Origin of the sequence: Pseudomonas sp. B20 (assembly GCF_020515755.1) — a bacterium.
GTDB lineage: Bacteria > Pseudomonadota > Gammaproteobacteria > Pseudomonadales > Pseudomonadaceae > Aquipseudomonas > Aquipseudomonas syringae.
Genome location: NZ_JAHPJG010000001.1, coordinates 342,139 through 361,291 on the forward strand (window position 1 = coordinate 342,139; position 19,153 = coordinate 361,291).

Annotated in this window: 8 protein-coding genes; 6 read left to right on the forward strand and 2 right to left on the reverse strand. The window is 59.8% G+C overall.

The window, feature by feature from the left end:
* The first annotated feature begins 37 nt into the window (after positions 1-37).
* On the forward strand, positions 38-1,726 hold the full coding sequence (fadD2, locus tag LIX91_RS01500; RefSeq protein ID WP_100072407.1) for a long-chain-fatty-acid--CoA ligase FadD2: 1,689 nt from the start codon (positions 38-40) through the stop codon (positions 1,724-1,726).
* Positions 1,727-2,080: 354 nt separating this feature from the next.
* Positions 2,081-3,772, forward strand: a complete 1,692-nt coding sequence (fadD1, locus tag LIX91_RS01505; RefSeq protein ID WP_003418434.1) for a long-chain-fatty-acid--CoA ligase FadD1 — start codon at positions 2,081-2,083, stop codon at positions 3,770-3,772.
* Between the two features lie 272 nt (positions 3,773-4,044).
* Here fadD1 and LIX91_RS01510 read toward each other — a convergent pair whose 3' ends face one another.
* The gene (locus LIX91_RS01510; protein WP_226487871.1) at positions 4,045-4,290 is read right to left on the reverse strand and encodes a type II toxin-antitoxin system Phd/YefM family antitoxin; all 246 of its coding nucleotides are present in this window, start codon (positions 4,288-4,290) and stop codon (positions 4,045-4,047) included.
* 173 nt (positions 4,291-4,463) lie between these two features.
* On the opposite strand from LIX91_RS01510, the gene hrpA reads away from it, so the two are divergent.
* The 4 genes from hrpA to LIX91_RS01530 all read left to right on the forward strand — a co-directional run bounded on the left by hrpA (position 4,464) and on the right by LIX91_RS01530 (position 15,921).
* Entirely contained in the window at positions 4,464-8,375 is a 3,912-nt protein-coding gene (gene hrpA / locus LIX91_RS01515) for an ATP-dependent RNA helicase HrpA (RefSeq protein WP_226487872.1), read from the forward strand.
* Positions 8,376-8,616: 241 nt separating this feature from the next.
* Positions 8,617-9,738: a beta-ketoacyl-ACP synthase III gene (locus tag LIX91_RS01520; RefSeq protein ID WP_103690016.1), complete on the forward strand. Its 1,122-nt coding sequence runs from the start codon at positions 8,617-8,619 to the stop codon at positions 9,736-9,738.
* Positions 9,739-9,858: 120 nt separating this feature from the next.
* Entirely contained in the window at positions 9,859-14,754 is a 4,896-nt protein-coding gene (locus LIX91_RS01525; protein WP_226487873.1) for an NEL-type E3 ubiquitin ligase domain-containing protein, read from the forward strand.
* A gap of 39 nt (positions 14,755-14,793) precedes the next feature.
* The gene (locus LIX91_RS01530; RefSeq protein ID WP_226487874.1) at positions 14,794-15,921 is read left to right on the forward strand and encodes a GNAT family N-acetyltransferase; all 1,128 of its coding nucleotides are present in this window, start codon (positions 14,794-14,796) and stop codon (positions 15,919-15,921) included.
* Between the two features lie 1,366 nt (positions 15,922-17,287).
* Here LIX91_RS01530 and LIX91_RS01535 read toward each other — a convergent pair.
* Positions 17,288-19,120 carry an ABC transporter ATP-binding protein gene (locus LIX91_RS01535; protein ID WP_003412816.1) on the reverse strand — a complete coding sequence of 611 codons (1,833 nt, stop codon included), beginning with the start codon at positions 19,118-19,120 and terminating at the stop codon, positions 17,288-17,290.
* Positions 19,121-19,153: the final 33 nt, after the last annotated feature.

Here is a 19,153-nt window from a genome sequence, read left to right on the forward strand (position 1 = left end):
TCCGCCCAGACCTATGCAGGGAAAAAGGATAAAAATAATGCAAGCTGACTTCTGGGATGACAAGCGTCCGGCGGGTGTCGATGCCGAGGTAGATCTGCAGACCTACCAATCGGTCGTCGAGGTGTTCGAGCGCTGCTGCAGGAAATTCGCCGACCGGCCTGCGTTCAGCAACATGGGCGTGACGCTGACCTACGCGGAGCTCGAGCGTCACTCCGCCGCCTTCGCCGCGTATTTGCAGCAGCACACGCAACTGGTGCCGGGTGACCGCATTGCCGTACAGATGCCCAATATCCTGCAGTACCCGATCGCCGTATTCGGTGCGATGCGTGCCGGTCTGACGGTGGTCAACACCAATCCGTTGTACACCGCGCGCGAGATGCGCCATCAATTCAAGGACTCCGGTGCGCGGGCGCTGGTCTACCTCAATCTGTTCGGCAAGCTGGTGCAGGAAGTGCTGCCGGACACGGCCATCGAATACCTGATCGAAGTGAAAATGGGCGACATGCAATCGGCTGCCAAGGGCTGGCTGGTCAATACCATTGTCGACAAGGTCAAGAAGATGGTCCCTGAATTCCATCTGCCTCAGGCCGTCGGCTTCAAGCGAACGCTGCGCCTGGGGCGCGACAGCCGCATGCAGGCCGTACCGCGAGGTCTGCAGGATGTTGCCGTTCTGCAGTACACCGGTGGCACCACGGGGCTGGCCAAGGGCGCGATGCTCACCCATGGCAATCTGGTCGCCAACATGCAACAGGTCTACGCCTGCATGCGCCAGCAAGGGCCGCAAGGCGGATCGCTGTTTGAAGAAGGCAAAGAGGTGATGATTGCGCCGCTGCCGCTCTATCACATCTACGCGTTCACGGCGAATTGCATGTGCATGATGATCAGCGGCAATCACAACATCCTGATCACCAACCCTCGCGATATCGGCGGCTTCATCAAGGAGCTGGGCAAGTGGCAGTTCACCGCCATGATCGGCCTCAACACGCTGTTCGTTGCGCTCATGAACCATCCGGAATTCAAGAATCTGGATTTCTCGGCGCTGAAAAGCACCAACTCCGGCGGCACTGCGCTGGTCAAGGCCACGGCCGAGCGCTGGGCGCAGATCACCGGCTGCACGATCGTCGAAGGTTACGGCCTGACCGAAACATCGCCTGTTGCCAGTGCCAATCCCTACGGCACTCTGGCGCGCCTGGGAACCGTGGGCGTTCCCGTACCCGGCACCGCGATGAAAGTCATCGATGACAATGGCATCGAGTTGCCTTTCGGCGAGCGTGGCGAGCTGTGCATCAAGGGGCCGCAGGTCATGAAAGGCTACTGGAACCAGCCTGATGCCACAGCCGAATGCCTGGACGCCGAAGGCTGGTTCAAGACCGGTGACATTGCCGTGATTGGCGCTGACGGGTTCGTCAGTATCGTCGACCGCAAGAAAGACCTGATCATCGTGTCCGGTTTCAACGTCTATCCCAACGAAATCGAAGACGTGGTCATGGCTCATCCTAAAGTCGCCAACTGCGCCTGTATCGGCGTGCCGGACGAGCGCTCGGGGGAGGCCGTGAAGCTGTTCGTGGTGGCGCGAGACCCGGGGCTGAGCATCGATGAGCTCAAGGCCTTCTGCAAAGAGAATTTCACCGGCTACAAGGTGCCCAGGCAAATTGTTTTGCGTGATTCATTGCCGATGACTCCGGTGGGCAAGATTCTGCGCCGCGAGCTTCGGGACATCGCCTGATCCTTTAATCGTCTCCATCTGTGTACCTGACCCCGTTTGCAGAGTGCTGCAAACGGGGTCGATTTTTTTCGGAAAAAGGCGATTATGCGGAGGGGCCGCTCTGGTCCGGTGCTTTTAAGGTGTTGATGAAGTTTTATTAAGTGTATTTAAAATGACCATTTGTTATATTTTAGTCTAATTAGTGACTGTGCGGCCTTCTTCTGCCTCTAGTCGACCTTTGGCAAAGCTGCTACTCTCGGCGCGCTTTTTGATCAGTCATAAAGCGGAAAAAGCGTCTACTGCATAATTCCAAGCACAAGAAAATCATCGCTTCAGGCGATGTGAAGAATTCGCTATCGCTACGGAGCCGACTGAATGATTGATAACTTCTGGAAGGACAAGTACCCGTCCGGTATCCCTGCCGATATCAACCCCGACGAGTACCCTAACGTCCAGGCGGTCCTGAAGCAGTCCTGCCAGCGCTTCGCCGACAAGCCGGCGTTCAGCAACCTGGGCAAGACCATCACCTACGGCGAACTGTATGAGCTGTCCGGCGCGTTTGCCGCCTGGATTCAGCAACATACCGACCTGCAGCCGGGTGACCGTATCGCCGTGCAGCTGCCCAACGTATTGCAGTACCCGATTGCCGTTTTTGGTGCGATTCGCGCCGGGCTGATCGTGGTCAACACCAACCCGCTGTACACCGCGCGGGAAATGGAACACCAGTTCAACGACTCCGGTGCCAAGGCGCTGGTGTGCCTGGCAAACATGGCCCACCTGGCCGAGAAGGTCGTACCCAAGACGCAGATCAGGCAGGTGATTGTCACCGAAGTGGCCGATATGCTGTCACCGTTCAAGCGCTTGCTGATCAACAGCGTCATCAAGTACGTGAAGAAAATGGTCCCGGCCTACCACTTGCCCAAGGCCGTCAAATTCAACGATGTGCTTGGCAAGGGCCGTGGTCAGCCGGTGACCGAGGTGTCGCCTGGCAGCGCTGATGTTGCCGTGCTGCAGTACACCGGCGGCACCACCGGCGTGGCCAAGGGGGCAATGCTCACGCACCGCAACCTGATCGCCAACATGCTGCAATGCCGGGCGCTGATGGCGTCAAATCTGGACGAAGGCTGTGAGATCATCATCACGCCGCTGCCGCTGTATCACATCTATGCCTTCACCTTTCATTGCATGGCGATGATGCTGCTTGGCAATCACAACATCCTGATCAGCAACCCGCGTGACCTGCCGGCCATGGTCAAGGAGCTGTCGAAATGGAAGTTCAGCGGCTTTGTCGGCCTTAACACGCTGTTCGTGGCCCTGTGCAATAGCGAAGGCTTCCGCAACCTCGATTTCTCGGCATTGAAAGTCACCTTGTCCGGCGGCATGGCCTTGCAGCAGGCTGCTGCCGAGCGCTGGAAGCAGGTGACGGGCTGCCAGGTCTGCGAAGGCTACGGCATGACCGAGACCAGTCCGGTAGCCACGGTCAATCCCTCTCAGCACGTGCAGATGGGCAGCATCGGCATTCCGGTGCCGTCGACCCTGTGCAAGGTCATCGACGATGCGGGCAACGAGCTGGCATTTGGTGAAACCGGCGAGCTGTGCATCAAGGGGCCGCAGGTCATGAAAGGCTACTGGCAGCGCCAGGAAGCGACCGATGAAATGATCGACAGCGAAGGCTGGCTGAAGACCGGCGACATCGCGATCATCCAGCCTGATGGTTACATCCGGATTGTCGATCGCAAGAAAGACATGATCCTGATCTCCGGTTTCAACGTGTATCCCAACGAACTGGAAGACGTGCTGGCGACACTTCCCGGCGTGCTTCAATGCGCGGCGATCGGCGTCCCGGACGAGAAGTCGGGCGAGACCATCAAGGTTTTCGTGGTGGCCAAACCGGGCGTGACCCTGACCAAGGAACAGGTCATGGCGCACATGCGCGCCAACCTGACCGGCTACAAAGTGCCGCGCAGCGTCGAATTCCGCGACGTGCTGCCAACCACCAACGTCGGCAAGATCCTGCGTCGCGAGCTGCGTGATGAGGAATTGAAGAAACTGGGTGTGAAGAAGTAAGAGCAGGCCCGAAACCGGATTGACGTTCATTTCCACGCCAGGCGCTCATCGTTATATAAAAATCTCGATGAGTGCAGAGCAGGGCTTTTGTAGATACTCTGTTCACGGTCAAGCTTTTATCAGGTGCTTTTCGCTGAAAAGCTTGGCTGTGTCAAAATCTTCTCCAGCGTGCATGCACGCCCACAAACCCGCCAGATATTTACGCATGACAGCACAGATGGCCTGTATTTTCCTTTTCCCACTCCTTCAAGGCCGAGGGCAGAAATTCAAGCTTAAAGGTCATCTATATCTACCGACACCGGCTTTTCATGTTGGCGAGATTTGATCAGCTCGGCCAGATCAAGGTCATCAAGCCTTTCCATCATTGCTTCAAACACCTCGGCAGGGACCATGTAGCCCATGACTTTATTGTGATTAAGGACGGCCACAGGTAAACCATGAGCGCCACTCAGGACCGCTGTCGGATTTTTCTTGAGTTCAGAGACGCTGACCGCGACATCTGCAAGGATGCTTTGCATGATTTAGGACTCCAGTTAGTGCTCTATTTTGGTCTTTTTTGATGCGCTGGTGCAGGAGAGAAGATGCTGCGTCGTTGCCGTCATAGACCGCCCAAGCCTCAGACCATCGTCACGACCCACCGCAATCTGCGACAATCCGCATCTGCCATTTGAAAAAAGACCCTGCGCGCCTGATGACCGACGAATCGCCCTCTATCGACCAACTTCTGAAAAACCTCGACCAAGCGATGATCAGCGAACGTCATCGTCTGCGCCGTCAGTTGCACGACCTGCGCAAAAAGCCCGACGAGGCGAAGCTGGCGCAGTGGGTTGCGCGGGTGCAGGCATCCTGTGCGCAGGTCACGGCGCGGCGTGAAAGTGTGCCGGCGATTCGTTACGACGATAACCTGCCCATCGCGGCCAAGCGTGACGAGATCAAGGAAGCGCTGCTCAAGCACCAGGTGCTGATCATTGCCGGCGAGACCGGCTCCGGGAAGACCACCCAGTTGCCGAAAATCTGCCTGGAAATCGGTCGCGGTCAGCACGGTCTGATCGGTCATACCCAGCCACGCCGGATCGCCGCTCGCAGTGTGGCCAGCCGGGTTGCCGAGGAAATCGGTACGCCGCTGGGTGCGCTGGTCGGCTATCAAGTGCGTTTCGAGGACCAGAGCGACAGCAATACCCTGATCAAGCTGATGACCGACGGTATTCTGCTGGCCGAAACCCAGCACGACCGCTTTCTCGAGCGCTATGACACGATCATCGTCGACGAAGCCCACGAACGCAGCCTGAACATCGATTTCCTGCTGGGTTACCTGAAAACCCTGCTGCCGCGTCGTCCGGACCTGAAAGTCATCATCACTTCCGCGACCATCGACCTGCAGCGCTTTTCCGAGCACTTCAACGATGCGCCGGTGATCGAAGTGTCCGGGCGTACCTTCCCCGTGGATGTCTGGTATCGCCCGCTGACCAGCGAGCAGGACGAAGACGGCAACAGCGTTGAAGAGGACTTGACCGTCGATCAGGCGATTCTCGCCACGCTGGACGAACTGGCGGCCTTCGAGCGCAGCGAGCGCAAGAGCCCAGGCGATGTGCTGGTGTTCCTGCCTGGTGAGCGCGAGATCCGCGATGCCGCCGAGGTGCTGCGCAAGGCGCAGCTCAGGCACACCGAGATTCTGCCGCTGTACGCGCGCCTCTCGCCGGCCGAGCAGCAGCGTATCTTTCAATCGCACCCTGGTCGTCGCGTTGTACTGGCGACCAACGTCGCTGAAACCTCGCTGACTGTGCCGGGCATCCGCTATGTGATCGACACCGGTACGGCGCGCATCAGTCGCTACAGCTATCGCGCCAAGGTCCAGCGCCTGCCGATCGAGGCGGTGTCCCAGGCCAGTGCCAACCAGCGCAAAGGCCGTTGCGGACGGGTCGAGCCCGGCCTGTGCGTGCGTCTGTACAGCGAAGAGGATTTCAACGGTCGGCCGGAATTCACCGACCCCGAGATCCTGCGCACCAACCTGGCTGCGGTCATCCTGCAGATGCTGCACCTGCGCCTGGGCGAGATCACCGACTTCCCGTTCATCGAGCCGCCGGACGGCAAGGCGATCAGCGACGGTTTCAACCTGTTGCAGGAGCTCTCGGCGGTCAACCGCGAGAATCAGCTGACCCCGCTGGGCCGCCAGCTGGCCCGCCTGCCGGTGGACCCGCGCATGGGTCGCATGCTGCTGGAAGCAGCGAAGCAGGGCAGCCTGCAGGAAGTGCTGATCGTCGCCAGCGCCATGTCGGTGCAGGACGTGCGCGAGCGCCCGCCAGAGCGTCAGCAGGCTGCGGATCAGGCTCACGCGCAATGGAAGGACGCCGACTCGGATTTCGCCGGGATGGTCAATCTGTGGCGCGGCTTCGAAGAGCAGCGCCAGACTCTGACTGCCAGCCCGCTGCGTAACTGGTGCCGGCGCAATTTCCTGAATTACCTGCGCCTGCGTGAATGGCGCGATTCCCATCGGCAGTTGAGCCTGATCTGTCGCGACCTGCAACTGACGGTCAACAAGGAGCCGGCCGATTACCCTAAGTTTCACAAGGCCATTCTTTCCGGTCTGCTGAGTCAGATCGGGCAAAAGACCGACGAGGGCGATTACCTCGGCGCACGGCAGCGGCGCTTCTGGATTCACCCGTCCTCCGGATTGGGCAAGAAGCGTCCACAGTGGTTGATGACCGCCGAACTGGTGGAAACCACCAAACTGTACGCGCGTATGGTCGCCAAGATCGATTCGGACTGGATCGAGCCGCTGGCCGGCCACCTGATCAAGAAAAATCACTTCGAGCCACACTGGGAGAAGAAGCGCGGGCAGGTCGTGGCGTTCGAACAGATCACCCTGTTCGGCCTGATCGTGGTGGGCCGTCGCCCGGTGCATTTCGGGCCGATCGACCCGGTGGTTTCGCGCGAGCTGTTCATTCGTGAAGGCCTGGTGCGTGGCGATATCCTGTCGCGAGCCAAGTGCCTGAGCGCCAATACCCGATTGCTGGAACAGCTCGACGAACTGGAAGCCAAGGCTCGACGCCGCGATATTCTGGCTGACGAAGACACCCTGTACAGCTTCTATGAAGCGCGCATTCCGGCCGAGATTCATCAGACGGCCACCTTCGACAGCTGGTACAAGACCGAAAGCCAGAAGAATCCGCAACTGCTGATCATGCGCGAAGAGGACGTACTGGCCCGCGAGGCCAGCGAAGTCACCGCCGCGCAGTATCCGGATACCTTGCGTCTGGGCGACCTGAGCCTGTCGCTGAGCTACCACTTCGAACCCAATAACCCGCGTGACGGCGTGACCTTGCGCGTTCCCGCGCCGTTGTTGCTGTCGCTGCCTGCCGAGCGCCTTGAGTGGCTGGTGCCGGGGTTGCTCGAGACCAAGTGCATTGCGCTGGTCCGCAACCTGCCCAAGGCGGTGCGCAAGAACTTCGTGCCGGTCCCGGATTTCATCAAGGCGGCGTTGCAGCGCATGACTTTCGGCGAAGGCTCGTTGCCTCAGGCGCTGGGCCGTGAACTGCTGCGCATGACCGGCGTGCGGGTCAGCGACGAAGCCTGGGCCGAGGCTGCACAGCAGCTTGAAGGCCATCTGAAAATGAACCTGGAAATCGTCGATGGCAGCGGCAAGTTTCTCGGTGAGGGACGTGATCTGGCCGAGCTGACCGCGCGCTTCGCCGAGGCGAGTCAGGCTGCGCTGGCCGTGCCGCAAACCGCAAAAAGCCAGCAGCCGGTGCAGGCCAAGGCCTTTGCAGCGGTGGCGCAGAAAACCCAGCAGAACATCGCCGGGCTGTCGATGACGGTTTATCCGGCGCTGGTCGAAGAGGGCGGCGCGGTCAAGGAAGGCCGGTTCTCGACCCAGGCCGAGGCCGAGTATCAGCATCGCCGCGCCTTGCAGCGTCTGCTGCTGCAGCAGTTGGCCGAACCCGCGAAGTTTCTGCGCAACAAATTGCCGGGGCAGACCGAGCTGGCCTTGCTGCATCGCGAACTGGGGCGCATCGATGCGTTGATCGAAGACATCCTGCTGGCCAGTCTCGACAGCTGCGTGCTGGAAGGTGAAGCCGAGTTGCCGCGCGACGGTGCAGGCCTGCTGTCGCTGGCTGAGCGCAAGCGCGCCGACTGGACCGAGCATGCCGAGCGGCTCGCGAAGCTGACGCTGGAAATTCTCAAGCTGTGGCACGGTCTGCAAAAGCGCTTCAAAGGCAAGATCGACCTGTCCCAGGCGGTGGCGCTCAACGATATCAAGGCGCAACTGAGCAAGCTGGTGTACCCCGGATTCGTCCGCGAGACCCCGGCGGTATGGCTCAAGGAGCTGCCGCGTTACCTGAAGGCCATTGAGATGCGCCTGGAAAAACTGCCGGCCCAGGTGCAGAAGGACCGGGTGTGGAGCATCGAACTGGCAGGCCTGTGGACGCAATACCAGGCACGCGCCGACAAGCACGCGCAGGAGGGCAAGCGCGACCCGGAACTGGCGCTGTACCGCTGGTGGATGGAGGAATACCGCGTCTCGCTGTTCGCCCAGCAACTGGGCACCAAAATGCCGGTGTCGGACAAACGGTTGAGCAAGCAGTGGAGTCAGGTGGAGAGCTGATCCGCTGCTTCCTGTCACGAAGTAAAAGGCCTCTATCGTGCCTATATTCATTGGCCCGATAGCGCCAAAACCGGGCTCTGTGGCACACTCCGCGCCTGTCTTCACCGTGTCATGAAATGCTGCTCCAGGTTGCGGGCAGCTTTTACAGTCGCACTGGTACGTGGGTCCCAAAAAGCAGTGGGCCTTCGATTGCCGTGCCTGAGCAGGTCATTACCTGCAACTCAATAAGAGAGGAACGACCGTGCACAACGTCGTCATCAGCGGCACAGGCCTGTTTACCCCGGCCAACAGCATCTCCAACGAAGAGCTGGTGCAGTCTTTCAATGCCTATGTTGCACAGTTCAACAGCGATAATGCCGCCGCTATCGAACGTGGCGACGTGCAGGCGCTGAGTGAATCCAGCGCCGCTTTCATCGAAAAGGCTTCGGGTATCAAAAGCCGCTTCGTCATGGACAAGGAGGGCATTCTCGATCCGCAGCGCATGAAGCCCAACCTGCCGGAGCGCAGCAATGACGAATGGTCGATCCTCTGTGAGATGGGTGTAGCTGCCGCCAGACAGGCGCTGCAACGCGCTGGCAAAACCGCGGCCGACATCGACGGTGTAATCGTTGCCTGCTCCAACCTTCAACGCGCCTATCCGGCGATCTCCATCGAGATTCAGCAGGCGCTGGGTGTTGCCGGTTACGGGTTTGACATGAACGTGGCCTGTTCGTCGGCCACCTTCGGCATTCAGGCCGCCTGCAACAGCGTGCAACTGGGTCAGGCTCGCGCCTTGCTGGTGATCAGCCCGGAAATCTGCACCGCGCACCTTAATTTCCGTGACCGTGACAGCCACTTCATCTTTGGTGACGGCGCCACGGCGGTGGTGGTCGAGCGCGCCGACCTTGCCACGTCGCCTTATCAGTTCGATATCGTCAGCACCCGGCTGCTGACCCAGTTTTCCAACAACATCCGCAACAATTTCGGCTTCCTCAACCGTACCTCGGACGAGGGCCAGAGTGCGCCGGACAAACTGTTCGTGCAGGAAGGCCGCAAGGTATTCCGCGAGGTGTGCCCGATGGTCGCCGAGCTGGTCGCTGCGCATTTGCAGGACAACGGCATCAACATCACTGACGTCAGACGCTTCTGGCTGCACCAGGCCAACCTGAGCATGAACCATCTGATCGTCAAGAAGCTGCTGGGCCGCGACGCCAGCGTCGAAGAAGCGCCGGTGATTCTCGACACCTATGGCAATACCAGTTCGGCGGGTTCGGTGATTGCGTTTCATACCTATCAGGACGATTTGCCGCAAGGCGCGCTGGCAGTACTCAGCTCGTTTGGCGCTGGTTACTCGATCGGCAGCGTGATTCTGCGCAAGCGCTGATCGCGTTCGACGGGTAGCGCTCTCGAGACGGGCGCTACCTGTCATATCCCGTTATGTCATGTGCAGGCCGTTGGGTCTTTATCGTATTGGCTATTCACAAAGCCATTAGCGGTATCGACCATGTTCACCCTCAGATACAACCCCTTTGAAACACTAGAATCGTCCGTTGCACACGCCTCTGTAATGCCTCCACCGCAGGACTCTGCGCCGTTCGAAGCGGAGCACGCCAACACCGAGTTCATCAGGCTCAACTTGCCAGACTGGTATGTGGCTGCGCCCACGGCACTGCGCCAGGCGCTGCACGCCAGCCAGCAAAGCGCACGCCGTTGCGCCCAGGCGCTGGAGCCGGTGCGCAACCGGCTGTTATCGGCGCAGCAGTTTGCAGCGCCCTTGCTGTCGAAAGCGTTTGTCGAACGTTTCCAGCTCGACCTCGACGTTGAAGCCTTTCAACTGATGACTTGGCGCTACGACAGCACCTGGAACCCGGCCCCGCTCGAGCAGACCTTGCTCCAGGCGGCCTTGCAGAACTTCGCTCCGAGCAACAGAAGCCGCTTCGATCCCTACTCGGCAATCCTGCGTACAGGTGGCTTGCGCTACTGGCTGATCGACAGCGCCCAGCGCCGCTACAAGGTGGAATACCGCGACCGCCAGGCGATCGATCTCGAGCAGTTCGCTGATTTTTGCCATGAGCTGGATCTGGGCCGTCAGTATCAGACCCATCTGGATAGCGTGTTCAAGCCGCCAGGCCCCGCTGCGCAAGCGGTTGCCAGCGCATTCATGGACAGCGAGCGGGCTGCCGTCGAGGTGCTTGCGCATATCGCCGTGATGAAAGGCGATATCACGGAAGCGGCGTACCAGACCCTGCTGGACATGGTGAAGTCCGTTGACCAGCCGCGATGGGATGGCAAGGGCGTGCGTTATTGCCAGTTGCACATGCTCGACACTTACACGTTCCCCGGCTCGCTGTTACGGGGTGCTTTGCTCATACAGCAAGATGGCGCCAAGCCCGATGACGGTCCTTGTCTGGTCTACCTGCCTTCCGAGCCCTCGCATCCGATCAAGCAGTTCGCATCGTTGCGGGCCTTCAACGCCTGGCTGGTGACCGCGTTGGGCGGCGAACACTATCGACGCTACTTCAGCCGTTTCGTCAGCCTCAGCCAGGCTCCGGCATTTTTTGCCAAGCTGGACGCGCGGCTGTATCCGGCCGGGGATCGCAAGCTGGACCCCGACGCCGATCTGGTCGTGCAGGCACAGCCATTCTCGAAACCGCCATTCGAGCTGCTGTACGACCATTTGCTGGCCAAAACCTATGACGACTCAAAGGCTATCGCGGTGCCATCCGCTCAGGTGGACCAGCAGGCTCACGATGCACTGATCGAAAGCCTTGAAAACAATGGCATGAACCTGCTCAACGTGGCCGGGTTCTTTGTGCCGGTGCTGGGTGAAATCATGTCCGTGGTCGCCCTCTATCAACTCGCCAGCGAAGCGTTCGTTGCTTACGAAGACTGGAAGCACGATGAAGTCGAAGACGCCATGCAACATGTCTACAACATCGGCGAAAATGTTGCACAGATGCTGGTGGTAGGCGGCGTCGTGGGCGCGGTGAGCGGGTTGCAACCCTCGATGTTCATCGAAAGCCTGGTGCAACGGCGTGTCGACGGGGCCGTACGTCTCGGCAAGCCGAGCATCGATGCCTATGCGCATGCGGTGTCGTTGCCCGACAACTTGAGCAGCAACGCCCTTGGGCTTTATGAGCACGATGGCAAGACCTGGCTGCCACTGGACGGCAAACTGTATCGCGTCGAGTCCGATGCCGCCGGCACCCAATGGCACATCAGACATCCGCTGAATGAGCGTTCGTACGCGCCGAAGCTCAAGCACAACGGTGCCGGCGCCTGGCGCCATGAATGGGAAAACCCCATGGGTTGGGACGAGGTAACGGCGTTCAAGCGCCTGAACCCGACCTGTCATGCGCTCCCGGAAGAAGACATTCAGAAAGTCCTGCGCATTACCGGCACCCACGAGGCGTTGCTGCGCCAGATACATGTCGAGAACCTCCAGCCTCCGGCCTTGCTGAAGGACGCGATTCAGCGCGTTGAAACAGAACGGCAGCTGCACGTCTGCATCGACGCTCTTCAGGCCGCCGACGTGTCTGAGGTCCACGTTTCTCATCTTGAGCCGTGGCTGAAACTGCTGGTTTCGTCACCGCGCTGGCATGAGCCCCGCGGCCTGTTACTCATCGACGCCCAAGGGGCGCTGCTGGAAGCCTGGAACGCGGGATCGCAGATGACGCTGTCGTCCCATGTCACAGGGCCGACCGGGCAACTCAGTCAAGTGCTCGGCCAGTTGCTGGAAAGTCTGCCCGCCGATGAAGTCACTCGTCTGACCGGGAGCGACAGTGCCGACAAGGCCGTTCAACTGCGCGGCTTCAAACGCTATCTGGCCGATTACGCCCAGACGCACGTGGGGCGCCTGCTGGATGACGTGCAGGCGCTCAAAGGTCGCAGCGACGACCCGCATGTTCAGCTGATACAGCGCGACTTCGGCAGCTTGCCGAGCAGCGTGGCGCTCGAACTCATCGGCATGGCCAGCGACGCTGACAAAGCGCGGATGACCACGGAAGAACGCATTCCTCTGACACTTGCCGAGCATGCCCGCGAGTACCAGCAGCAACTGCGGATAAACCGCGCCAACGAAGGCTTCTATCGGGCGGTAACCGACAATCTGGACACGCAGGCGGCGGGGCTGGGCATGCTGCAATACGTGCCAGGCTGGCGGGGTGATGTATCGATCGATCTGCTGAAGGATTCGCTGGAGGGCGACGAAATTGCCAGTCTCGACAGCGATCAGGCCCCATCGCACAGGCTGCTGGTCAGCACCGAGTCGGGTGTTCAGTGCTTCGATCCGTCAGGTGAGTCGCTCGGTGAAATCGATCAGCAGTTTTTCAGGGCGTTGTTGCTGGCGCTTCCCGAACAGGTTCGGCTCGACATTCAGTTGCCTGATGGTGCGGATGAGCAGCAACTGCGCAGTCTGTTGCGCAATACGGCAATGCAACGACGTGAGCGCATGGCCGCCATCTTGCAATTGCAGCCGATCAAGCCAGGTCTCAAATGGCCGCAACGCTTGCCCCATGGTCGTATCGGCTACCCGCTGAGCGGACGGTTGCGAGGTTTCTTTCGTCGTCTGGGCATTGGCGCGTCCAGGCACTCGCCGGAGCTTGCGGTAAGAAGTCTGTACCCGGGTTTTTCCGATGCAGAAGTGTCCGGCTTCCTGAGCGCGTTACGCGCCGAACACACCGGGCCGGCGCGGGAGTTGTCGACTTTCGTCCGGCAAAGACTGAGCGGCCTCGCCGATGAATTGCGGACGCTCCAGGTTACCCTGGACACCTGGGTTGCGGAAACGCCCTTTTCTTCGTTGCGCAGGCCGAGGGAGGTCGCCGCGACGCGCATTCACGATTGCTGGAAACGCTTGAGCTTTCAGTGCCGAAATTTTCAGGGTGATTTTTTAGGGTATGCGCTCGATCTGGATAACCTGCGTATCGGAGAACTACCGGATATCACGGCCAACTTCGATCATGTGGCGGTGCTGAAAGTCCGCGCCATGCAGCTTACCGATTCACAAGCGAATGCATTGCTGAAAAACTTCAATAGGCTGCGTTCGCTGAGCCTGGACTTCAATGACCTGCGATCCTTGCCGACCTCGATAGGGCAAATGCCTCAGCTTGCAGAGCTGTCCATCAGCCACAATCCGCTGATCTGGACAGAGTCCGCCAACGTCGCGTTGCAGAACCTGAACCGGCTGGAAATTCTGGACCTCAATTTTTGCTCGCTCGGCTCGGACGTCCCCATCACTGCACTGAACTCGCTGCGCCTGTTGTTTCTGCGCGGTACCGGCATTAGCGCATTGCCGGCGTGGAACTGGCTGCGGTCCGAGCTGATTCGTATTGATGTGCGTGACAATCGCATCTCGGAGATATCCATCGATGAGCTCGATAACATCGAGCGCTCCCTCAGTTCCTCGCGCCTGCACCTGCATCTGAACGGCAATCCGTTGAATTCGCCCACGCTGGAACGCATCAGGCTGTTTCGCGAGGGCAGGCTGCGACCGCGATGGGGTGTCAGCCAGAGTGTCAATCCGGTTGAGGCCGGACCTGACAGTGCGCCGTGGCTTGCGGGCCTGAATCGTGAGCAGGTGAATACCCGCATCAGGCTGTGGCAAGACCTGCGCGCCTGTGTCGGGTCCGCGGATTTTTTTCAGATGCTGAACGATCTGACGCACTCTGCCGACTTCTCAAGTAGCCGCGATGAGCTGATTGCGCGAGTCTGGTCGATGATCGAATCGGCGTCGGTCAACGCCGAGCTGCGTGCCCAGCTCTTCGATGTTGCTGCGCACCCGCAGACGTGTGGCGATGGACTGGCATTGGTGTTCGGCGACATGGAAGTGCGCGTCCAGCTGTTCTCGATCATGTCATCCACGCCGGCGGCCGCGCAGCCACGCAAGCTGTTCAGGATGACCCGCAGCCTGGACCGTCTGGACCAGGTGGAGAAAGTTGCCCTGCGCGATATCGCGTTTCGTCAGGCGAGCGGCGAAAGGGTCGATGAGGTCGAAGTACGCCTGGCCTACCGCGTCGGTCTGCAAGCGCGGCTTGAACTGCCGGGCCAGCCGCGAACCATGTGGTTTCGCGCTATTGCCAAGGTGAGCGAAGCGGATTTGCAGGCGGCGTACAACGAAATCATCGATCGCGAAGCCACCCCTGAGTTTTTCCAGTCGATGATTGCCCGTGAATTCTGGATGAGTTATCTGGAAATTCGTTACGCCCCGGAGTTCGAGCCGATCAAGCAGCCTTTCAATCAGCGCCTGGTGGCCCTGGATGAGTTGCCGCCTGACCAGCAATCCGATCAGCAGTACCTTGAGCAGATTGGCGTGATCTCCCGTGAGCGTGAGCAGGCGATCAACCAATTCGCGATCATTCTTTCCAGGCAGATTGCGGAGGCGATGAACATGACGGCTCAATAAGGGATATTCTTCACCCTGTCTGCCTATCGGGGAACCTGCATGCCTGTTCACGTAATCGACAGCCTCGGCACCGTCGCGCCTGCCCAGTGGGATGCGCTGGTACTTGGCAATCAGCCATTCCTGCGGCATGCGTTTCTCAGCTCGCTGGAGGACAGCGGCAGTCTCGGACCACGATCAGGCTGGCGTGCCGAGCACGTGCTGCACTACGAAAACGATCAGTTGGTGGCGGCGTTGCCTGCCTACCGAAAGTGGCATTCGTATGGCGAGTACGTGTTCGATCACGCCTGGGCAGACGCCTGCCGTCGTGCTGGCATCGCCTATTACCCCAAGCTGCTGGTCGCCGTGCCTTTCAGCCCGGTCGGCGGTTCGCGGATTCTGTCCGCGACGCCTCAGGGTGGCATCGAGTTGCTGGGTGAGCTGCCGGCGTACCTGCAACGTGAGGGACTGTCCAGCGCGCACGTGAACTTTACCGATCCGGCGGCCGATGCCTTGCTTGAAACCCAGCCGGGCTGGTTGCAACGGATTGGTTGCCAGTTTCATTGGCAGAATCGCGGCTACCGCGATTTTCAGGATTTTCTCGACGCATTGAGTTCGCGCAAGCGCAAACAGATGCGCAAGGAGCGTGAGCAGGTGGCCGGGCAGGGCATCGAGTTTGAATGGCTCGAAGGCGCGCAGATGAGCGAAGTGCTGTGGGACTTCGTGTATGCGTGCTACTCCAATACCTACGAGGTGCGCGGGCAGGCGCCTTATCTGACGCGTGAGTTCTTCAGCCTGCTGGCCGAGCGCATGCCCGAATCGATCCGTGTCGTTATCGCGCTGCAGGGCTCACGGCCTGTGGCGATGGCTTTCAGCCTGATCGGTGACGACAGTTTCTATGGGCGTTACTGGGGTTGCCTGGCCGAGTTTGACCGGCTGCATTTCGAAACCTGTTTCTATCAGGGTATGGACTACGCCATCGCCCACGGCCTGCAACGATTCGATGCTGGCGCGCAGGGCGAACACAAACTGATCCGCGGCTTCGAACCGCAGATCACCCGTTCGTGGCATTACCTGATGCACCCAGGCCTGAAAGACGCGGTCAGCGAGTTTCTGGAGCAGGAGCGAGTTGGCGTAATGGCCTATGCCGAGGACGCGCGCAGCGCTCTGCCGTATCGGCAGACGGAGTAACCGGCCAGAAGACATCCAGCGACTGCACGGGCCTCTTCGCGAGCAGTTGGCCCCCACAAGTACGGTGTACACCTGACCGGCAGGTGAGCAGCTACCCAGAAGACATCCGGCGACTGCACGACCTCTTCGCGAGCAAGCTCCCACAAGTTCGGTGTACACCTGACCGACAGGTGAGCAGCTACCCAGAAGATATCCGGCGACTGCACGGGCCTCTTCGCGATCAAGCTCCCACAAGCTCGGTGTACACCTGACCGGCAGGTGAGCAGCTACCCAGAAGACATTCAGCGACTGCACTGGCCTCTTCGCGAGCAAGCTCGCTCCCACAAGTGCGGTGTACACCTGACCGACAGGTGAGTAGCTATCCAGAAGACATTCAGCGACTGCACTGGCCTCTTCGCGAGTAAGTTGGCTCCCACAAGTTCGGTGTATACCTGACCGACAGGTGAGCAGCTACCCAGAAGACATTCAGCGACTGCAAGGGCCTCTTCGCGAGCAGTTGGCTCCCACAAGTGCGGTGTACACCTGACCGACAGGTGAGTAGCTATCCAGAAGACATCCAGCGACTGCACTGGCCTCTTCGCGAGTAAGTTGGCTCCCACAAGTTCGGTGTACACCTGACCGGCAGGTGAGCAGCTACCCAGAAGACATTCAGCGACTGCACTGGCCTCTTCGCGAGCAAGCTCGCTCCCACAAGTTCGGTGTACACCTGACCGGCAGGTGAGTAGCTATCCAGAAGACATCCAGCGACTGTACGGGCCTCTTCGCGAGCAAGCTCGCTCCCACAAGTGCGGTGTACACCTGACCGGCAGGTGAGCAGCTACCCAGAAGACATTCAGCGACTGCACGGGCCTCTTCGCGAGCAAGCTCGCTCCCACAACTTCTGTGTACACCTGACCGACAGGTGAGTAGCTACCCAGAAGATATCCGGCGACTGCACTGGCCTCTTCGCGAGCAAGCTCGCTCCCACAAGTGCGGTGTACACCTGACCGACAGGTGAGCAGCTACCCAGAAGACATCCAGCGACTGCACGGGCCTCTTCGCGAGCAAGCTCGCTCCCACAAGTGCGGTGTATACCTGACCGACAGGTGAGCAGCTACCCAGAAGACATTCAGCGACTGCAAGGGCCTCTTCGCGAGCAGTTGGCTCCCACAAGTGCGGTGTACACCTGACCGACAGGTGAGTAGCTATCCAGAAGACATCCAGCGACTGCATGGGCCTCTTCGCGAGCAGTTGGCTCCCACAAGTGCGGTGTACACCTGACCGGCAGGCGGGGTAGCGGGGATATCACTGCCCCTGAAGATTTTATGGCTTGTGAAGATCTTGTGGGAGCGAGCTTGCTCGCGAAGAGGCCGGCAGCCTCGCCCTATCAATCCACGCCTACAAACCCACCCGTCTGATGCTGCCACAACCGCGCATACAGCCCGCCATGCGCCAGCAGTTCGCTGTGGGTGCCGGTTTCGGCGATCTGGCCTTTCTCCAGAACCACCAGGCGATCCATGCGTGCGATGGTCGACAGGCGGTGCGCGATGGCGATCACGGTCTTGCCCTGCATCAACGTCTCCAGGCTCTCCTGAATCGCCGCTTCGACTTCCGAGTCGAGTGCCGAGGTGGCTTCGTCCATGATCAGGATCGGCGCGTCCTTGAGCAGCACGCGGGTGATCGCGATACGCTGGCGTTGACCGCCGGACAGCTTGACGCCGCGCTCACCGACATGGGCGTCGAAGCCGGTGCGACCTTCGGAGTCCGAGAGCAGCGGGATGAACTCGTCGGCGCGGGCCTTGTGTATCGATTCCCAGAGCTGTTCATCAGTTGCGTGCGGATTGCCATACAGCAGGTTCTCGCGAATCGAGCGGTGCAGCAGCGAGGTGTCCTGGGTAATCATGCCGATCTGCGCGCGCAGGCTTTCCTGGGTGATTTCGGAAATATCCTGGCCGTCGATGAGGATCCTCCCGCCTTGCACGTCGTACATGCGCAGCAGCAGGTTGACCAGCGTCGACTTGCCCGCGCCGGAAGGCCCGATCAGGCCGATCTTCTCACCCGGTTTGATGTCCAGGTTGAGGTTGTGAATGATCCCGTTGCCATTGCCGTAATGGAAATCGACGCCGTCGAAGCGGACGCCGCCGTTTTCGATCTTCAGCGGCAGGGCGCCGGGTTTGTCATTGACCGTGACAGGCTGCGAGATACTTTCCAGGCCGTCCTGCACGGTGCCGATGTTCTCGAAGATGCCGTTGACCACCCACATGATCCAGCCGGACATGTTGACGATGCGGATGACCAGACCGGTGGCCAGTGCGATCGCACCCACCGAAATCATCGACTGCGTCCACAGCCAAAGCGCCAGACCGGTCGTGGTGACGATCAGTATGCCGTTCATGGTGGTGATGGTGGTGTCCATCGAGGTGACCACGCGGCCAGCCAGCTGACTTTTTTCGGTGTGATCGCGCATCGCTTCGCGAGCGTACTGCTGCTCGTGATTGGTGTGGGCGAACAGCTTGAGCGTGGTGATGTTGGTGTAGCCGTCGACGATGCGGCCCATCAGCCTCGAGCGCGCATCGGACGAATCCACCGAGCGCTGCTTGACCCTCGGCACGAAATACATCAGCGAGAGGATGAACGCCGCGATCCAGGTACCCAGTGGGATCATCAGCCGCCAGTCGGCCTCGGCGAACAGCACCATGGCGCTGATCGCATAGATCAGCACATGCCACAGCGCATCCACCGACTGCACGGCCGAATCACGCAATGAGTTGCCGGTCTGCATGATGCGCTGAGCGATACGCCCGGCGAAGTCATTCTGGAAGAAGTTGACGCTCTGTTTGAGCACGTAACTGTGGTTCTGCCAGCGAATCAGGTTGGTCATGCCGGGGCTGATCGTCTGGTGGACCAGCAGGTCATGCAGGCCGACAAAAATCGGCCGTAGCAGCAGGGCGACGACGACCATCCAGATCAGCTCGGAACCGTGAATGCTGAAGAAATTCTCCGGCGGCGTGGTTTGCGCCAGGTCGATGATGCGGCTCAGGTAGCTGAACAGCGACACTTCGATCAGCGCACCGATCAGCCCGACCACCAGCAGCGCGGTGAACGTCGGCCACACCTGACGCAGGTAGTAGAGGTAAAACGCGAAGACGGTATTGGGCGGGGCAGCGGTAGGAGCGTCTTTGAAGATATCGATCAGTTTTTCGAAACGACGATAAAGCATTGGCTATCACACCCACGCGACGTGGGTTCTCCT

Coding starts and splice junctions, on each gene's coding strand:
- LIX91_RS01525 (WP_226487873.1), top strand. CDS start 9,859: ATGTTCACCCTCAGATACAACCCCTTTGAAACACTAGAATCGTCCGTT.
- LIX91_RS01530 (WP_226487874.1), top strand. CDS start 14,794: ATGCCTGTTCACGTAATCGACAGCCTCGGCACCGTCGCGCCTGCCCAG.
- hrpA (WP_226487872.1), top strand. CDS start 4,464: ATGACCGACGAATCGCCCTCTATCGACCAACTTCTGAAAAACCTCGAC.
- LIX91_RS01535 (WP_003412816.1), bottom strand. CDS start 19,120: ATGCTTTATCGTCGTTTCGAAAAACTGATCGATATCTTCAAAGACGCT.
- fadD1 (WP_003418434.1), top strand. CDS start 2,081: ATGATTGATAACTTCTGGAAGGACAAGTACCCGTCCGGTATCCCTGCC.
- fadD2 (WP_100072407.1), top strand. CDS start 38: ATGCAAGCTGACTTCTGGGATGACAAGCGTCCGGCGGGTGTCGATGCC.
- LIX91_RS01510 (WP_226487871.1), bottom strand. CDS start 4,290: ATGCAAAGCATCCTTGCAGATGTCGCGGTCAGCGTCTCTGAACTCAAG.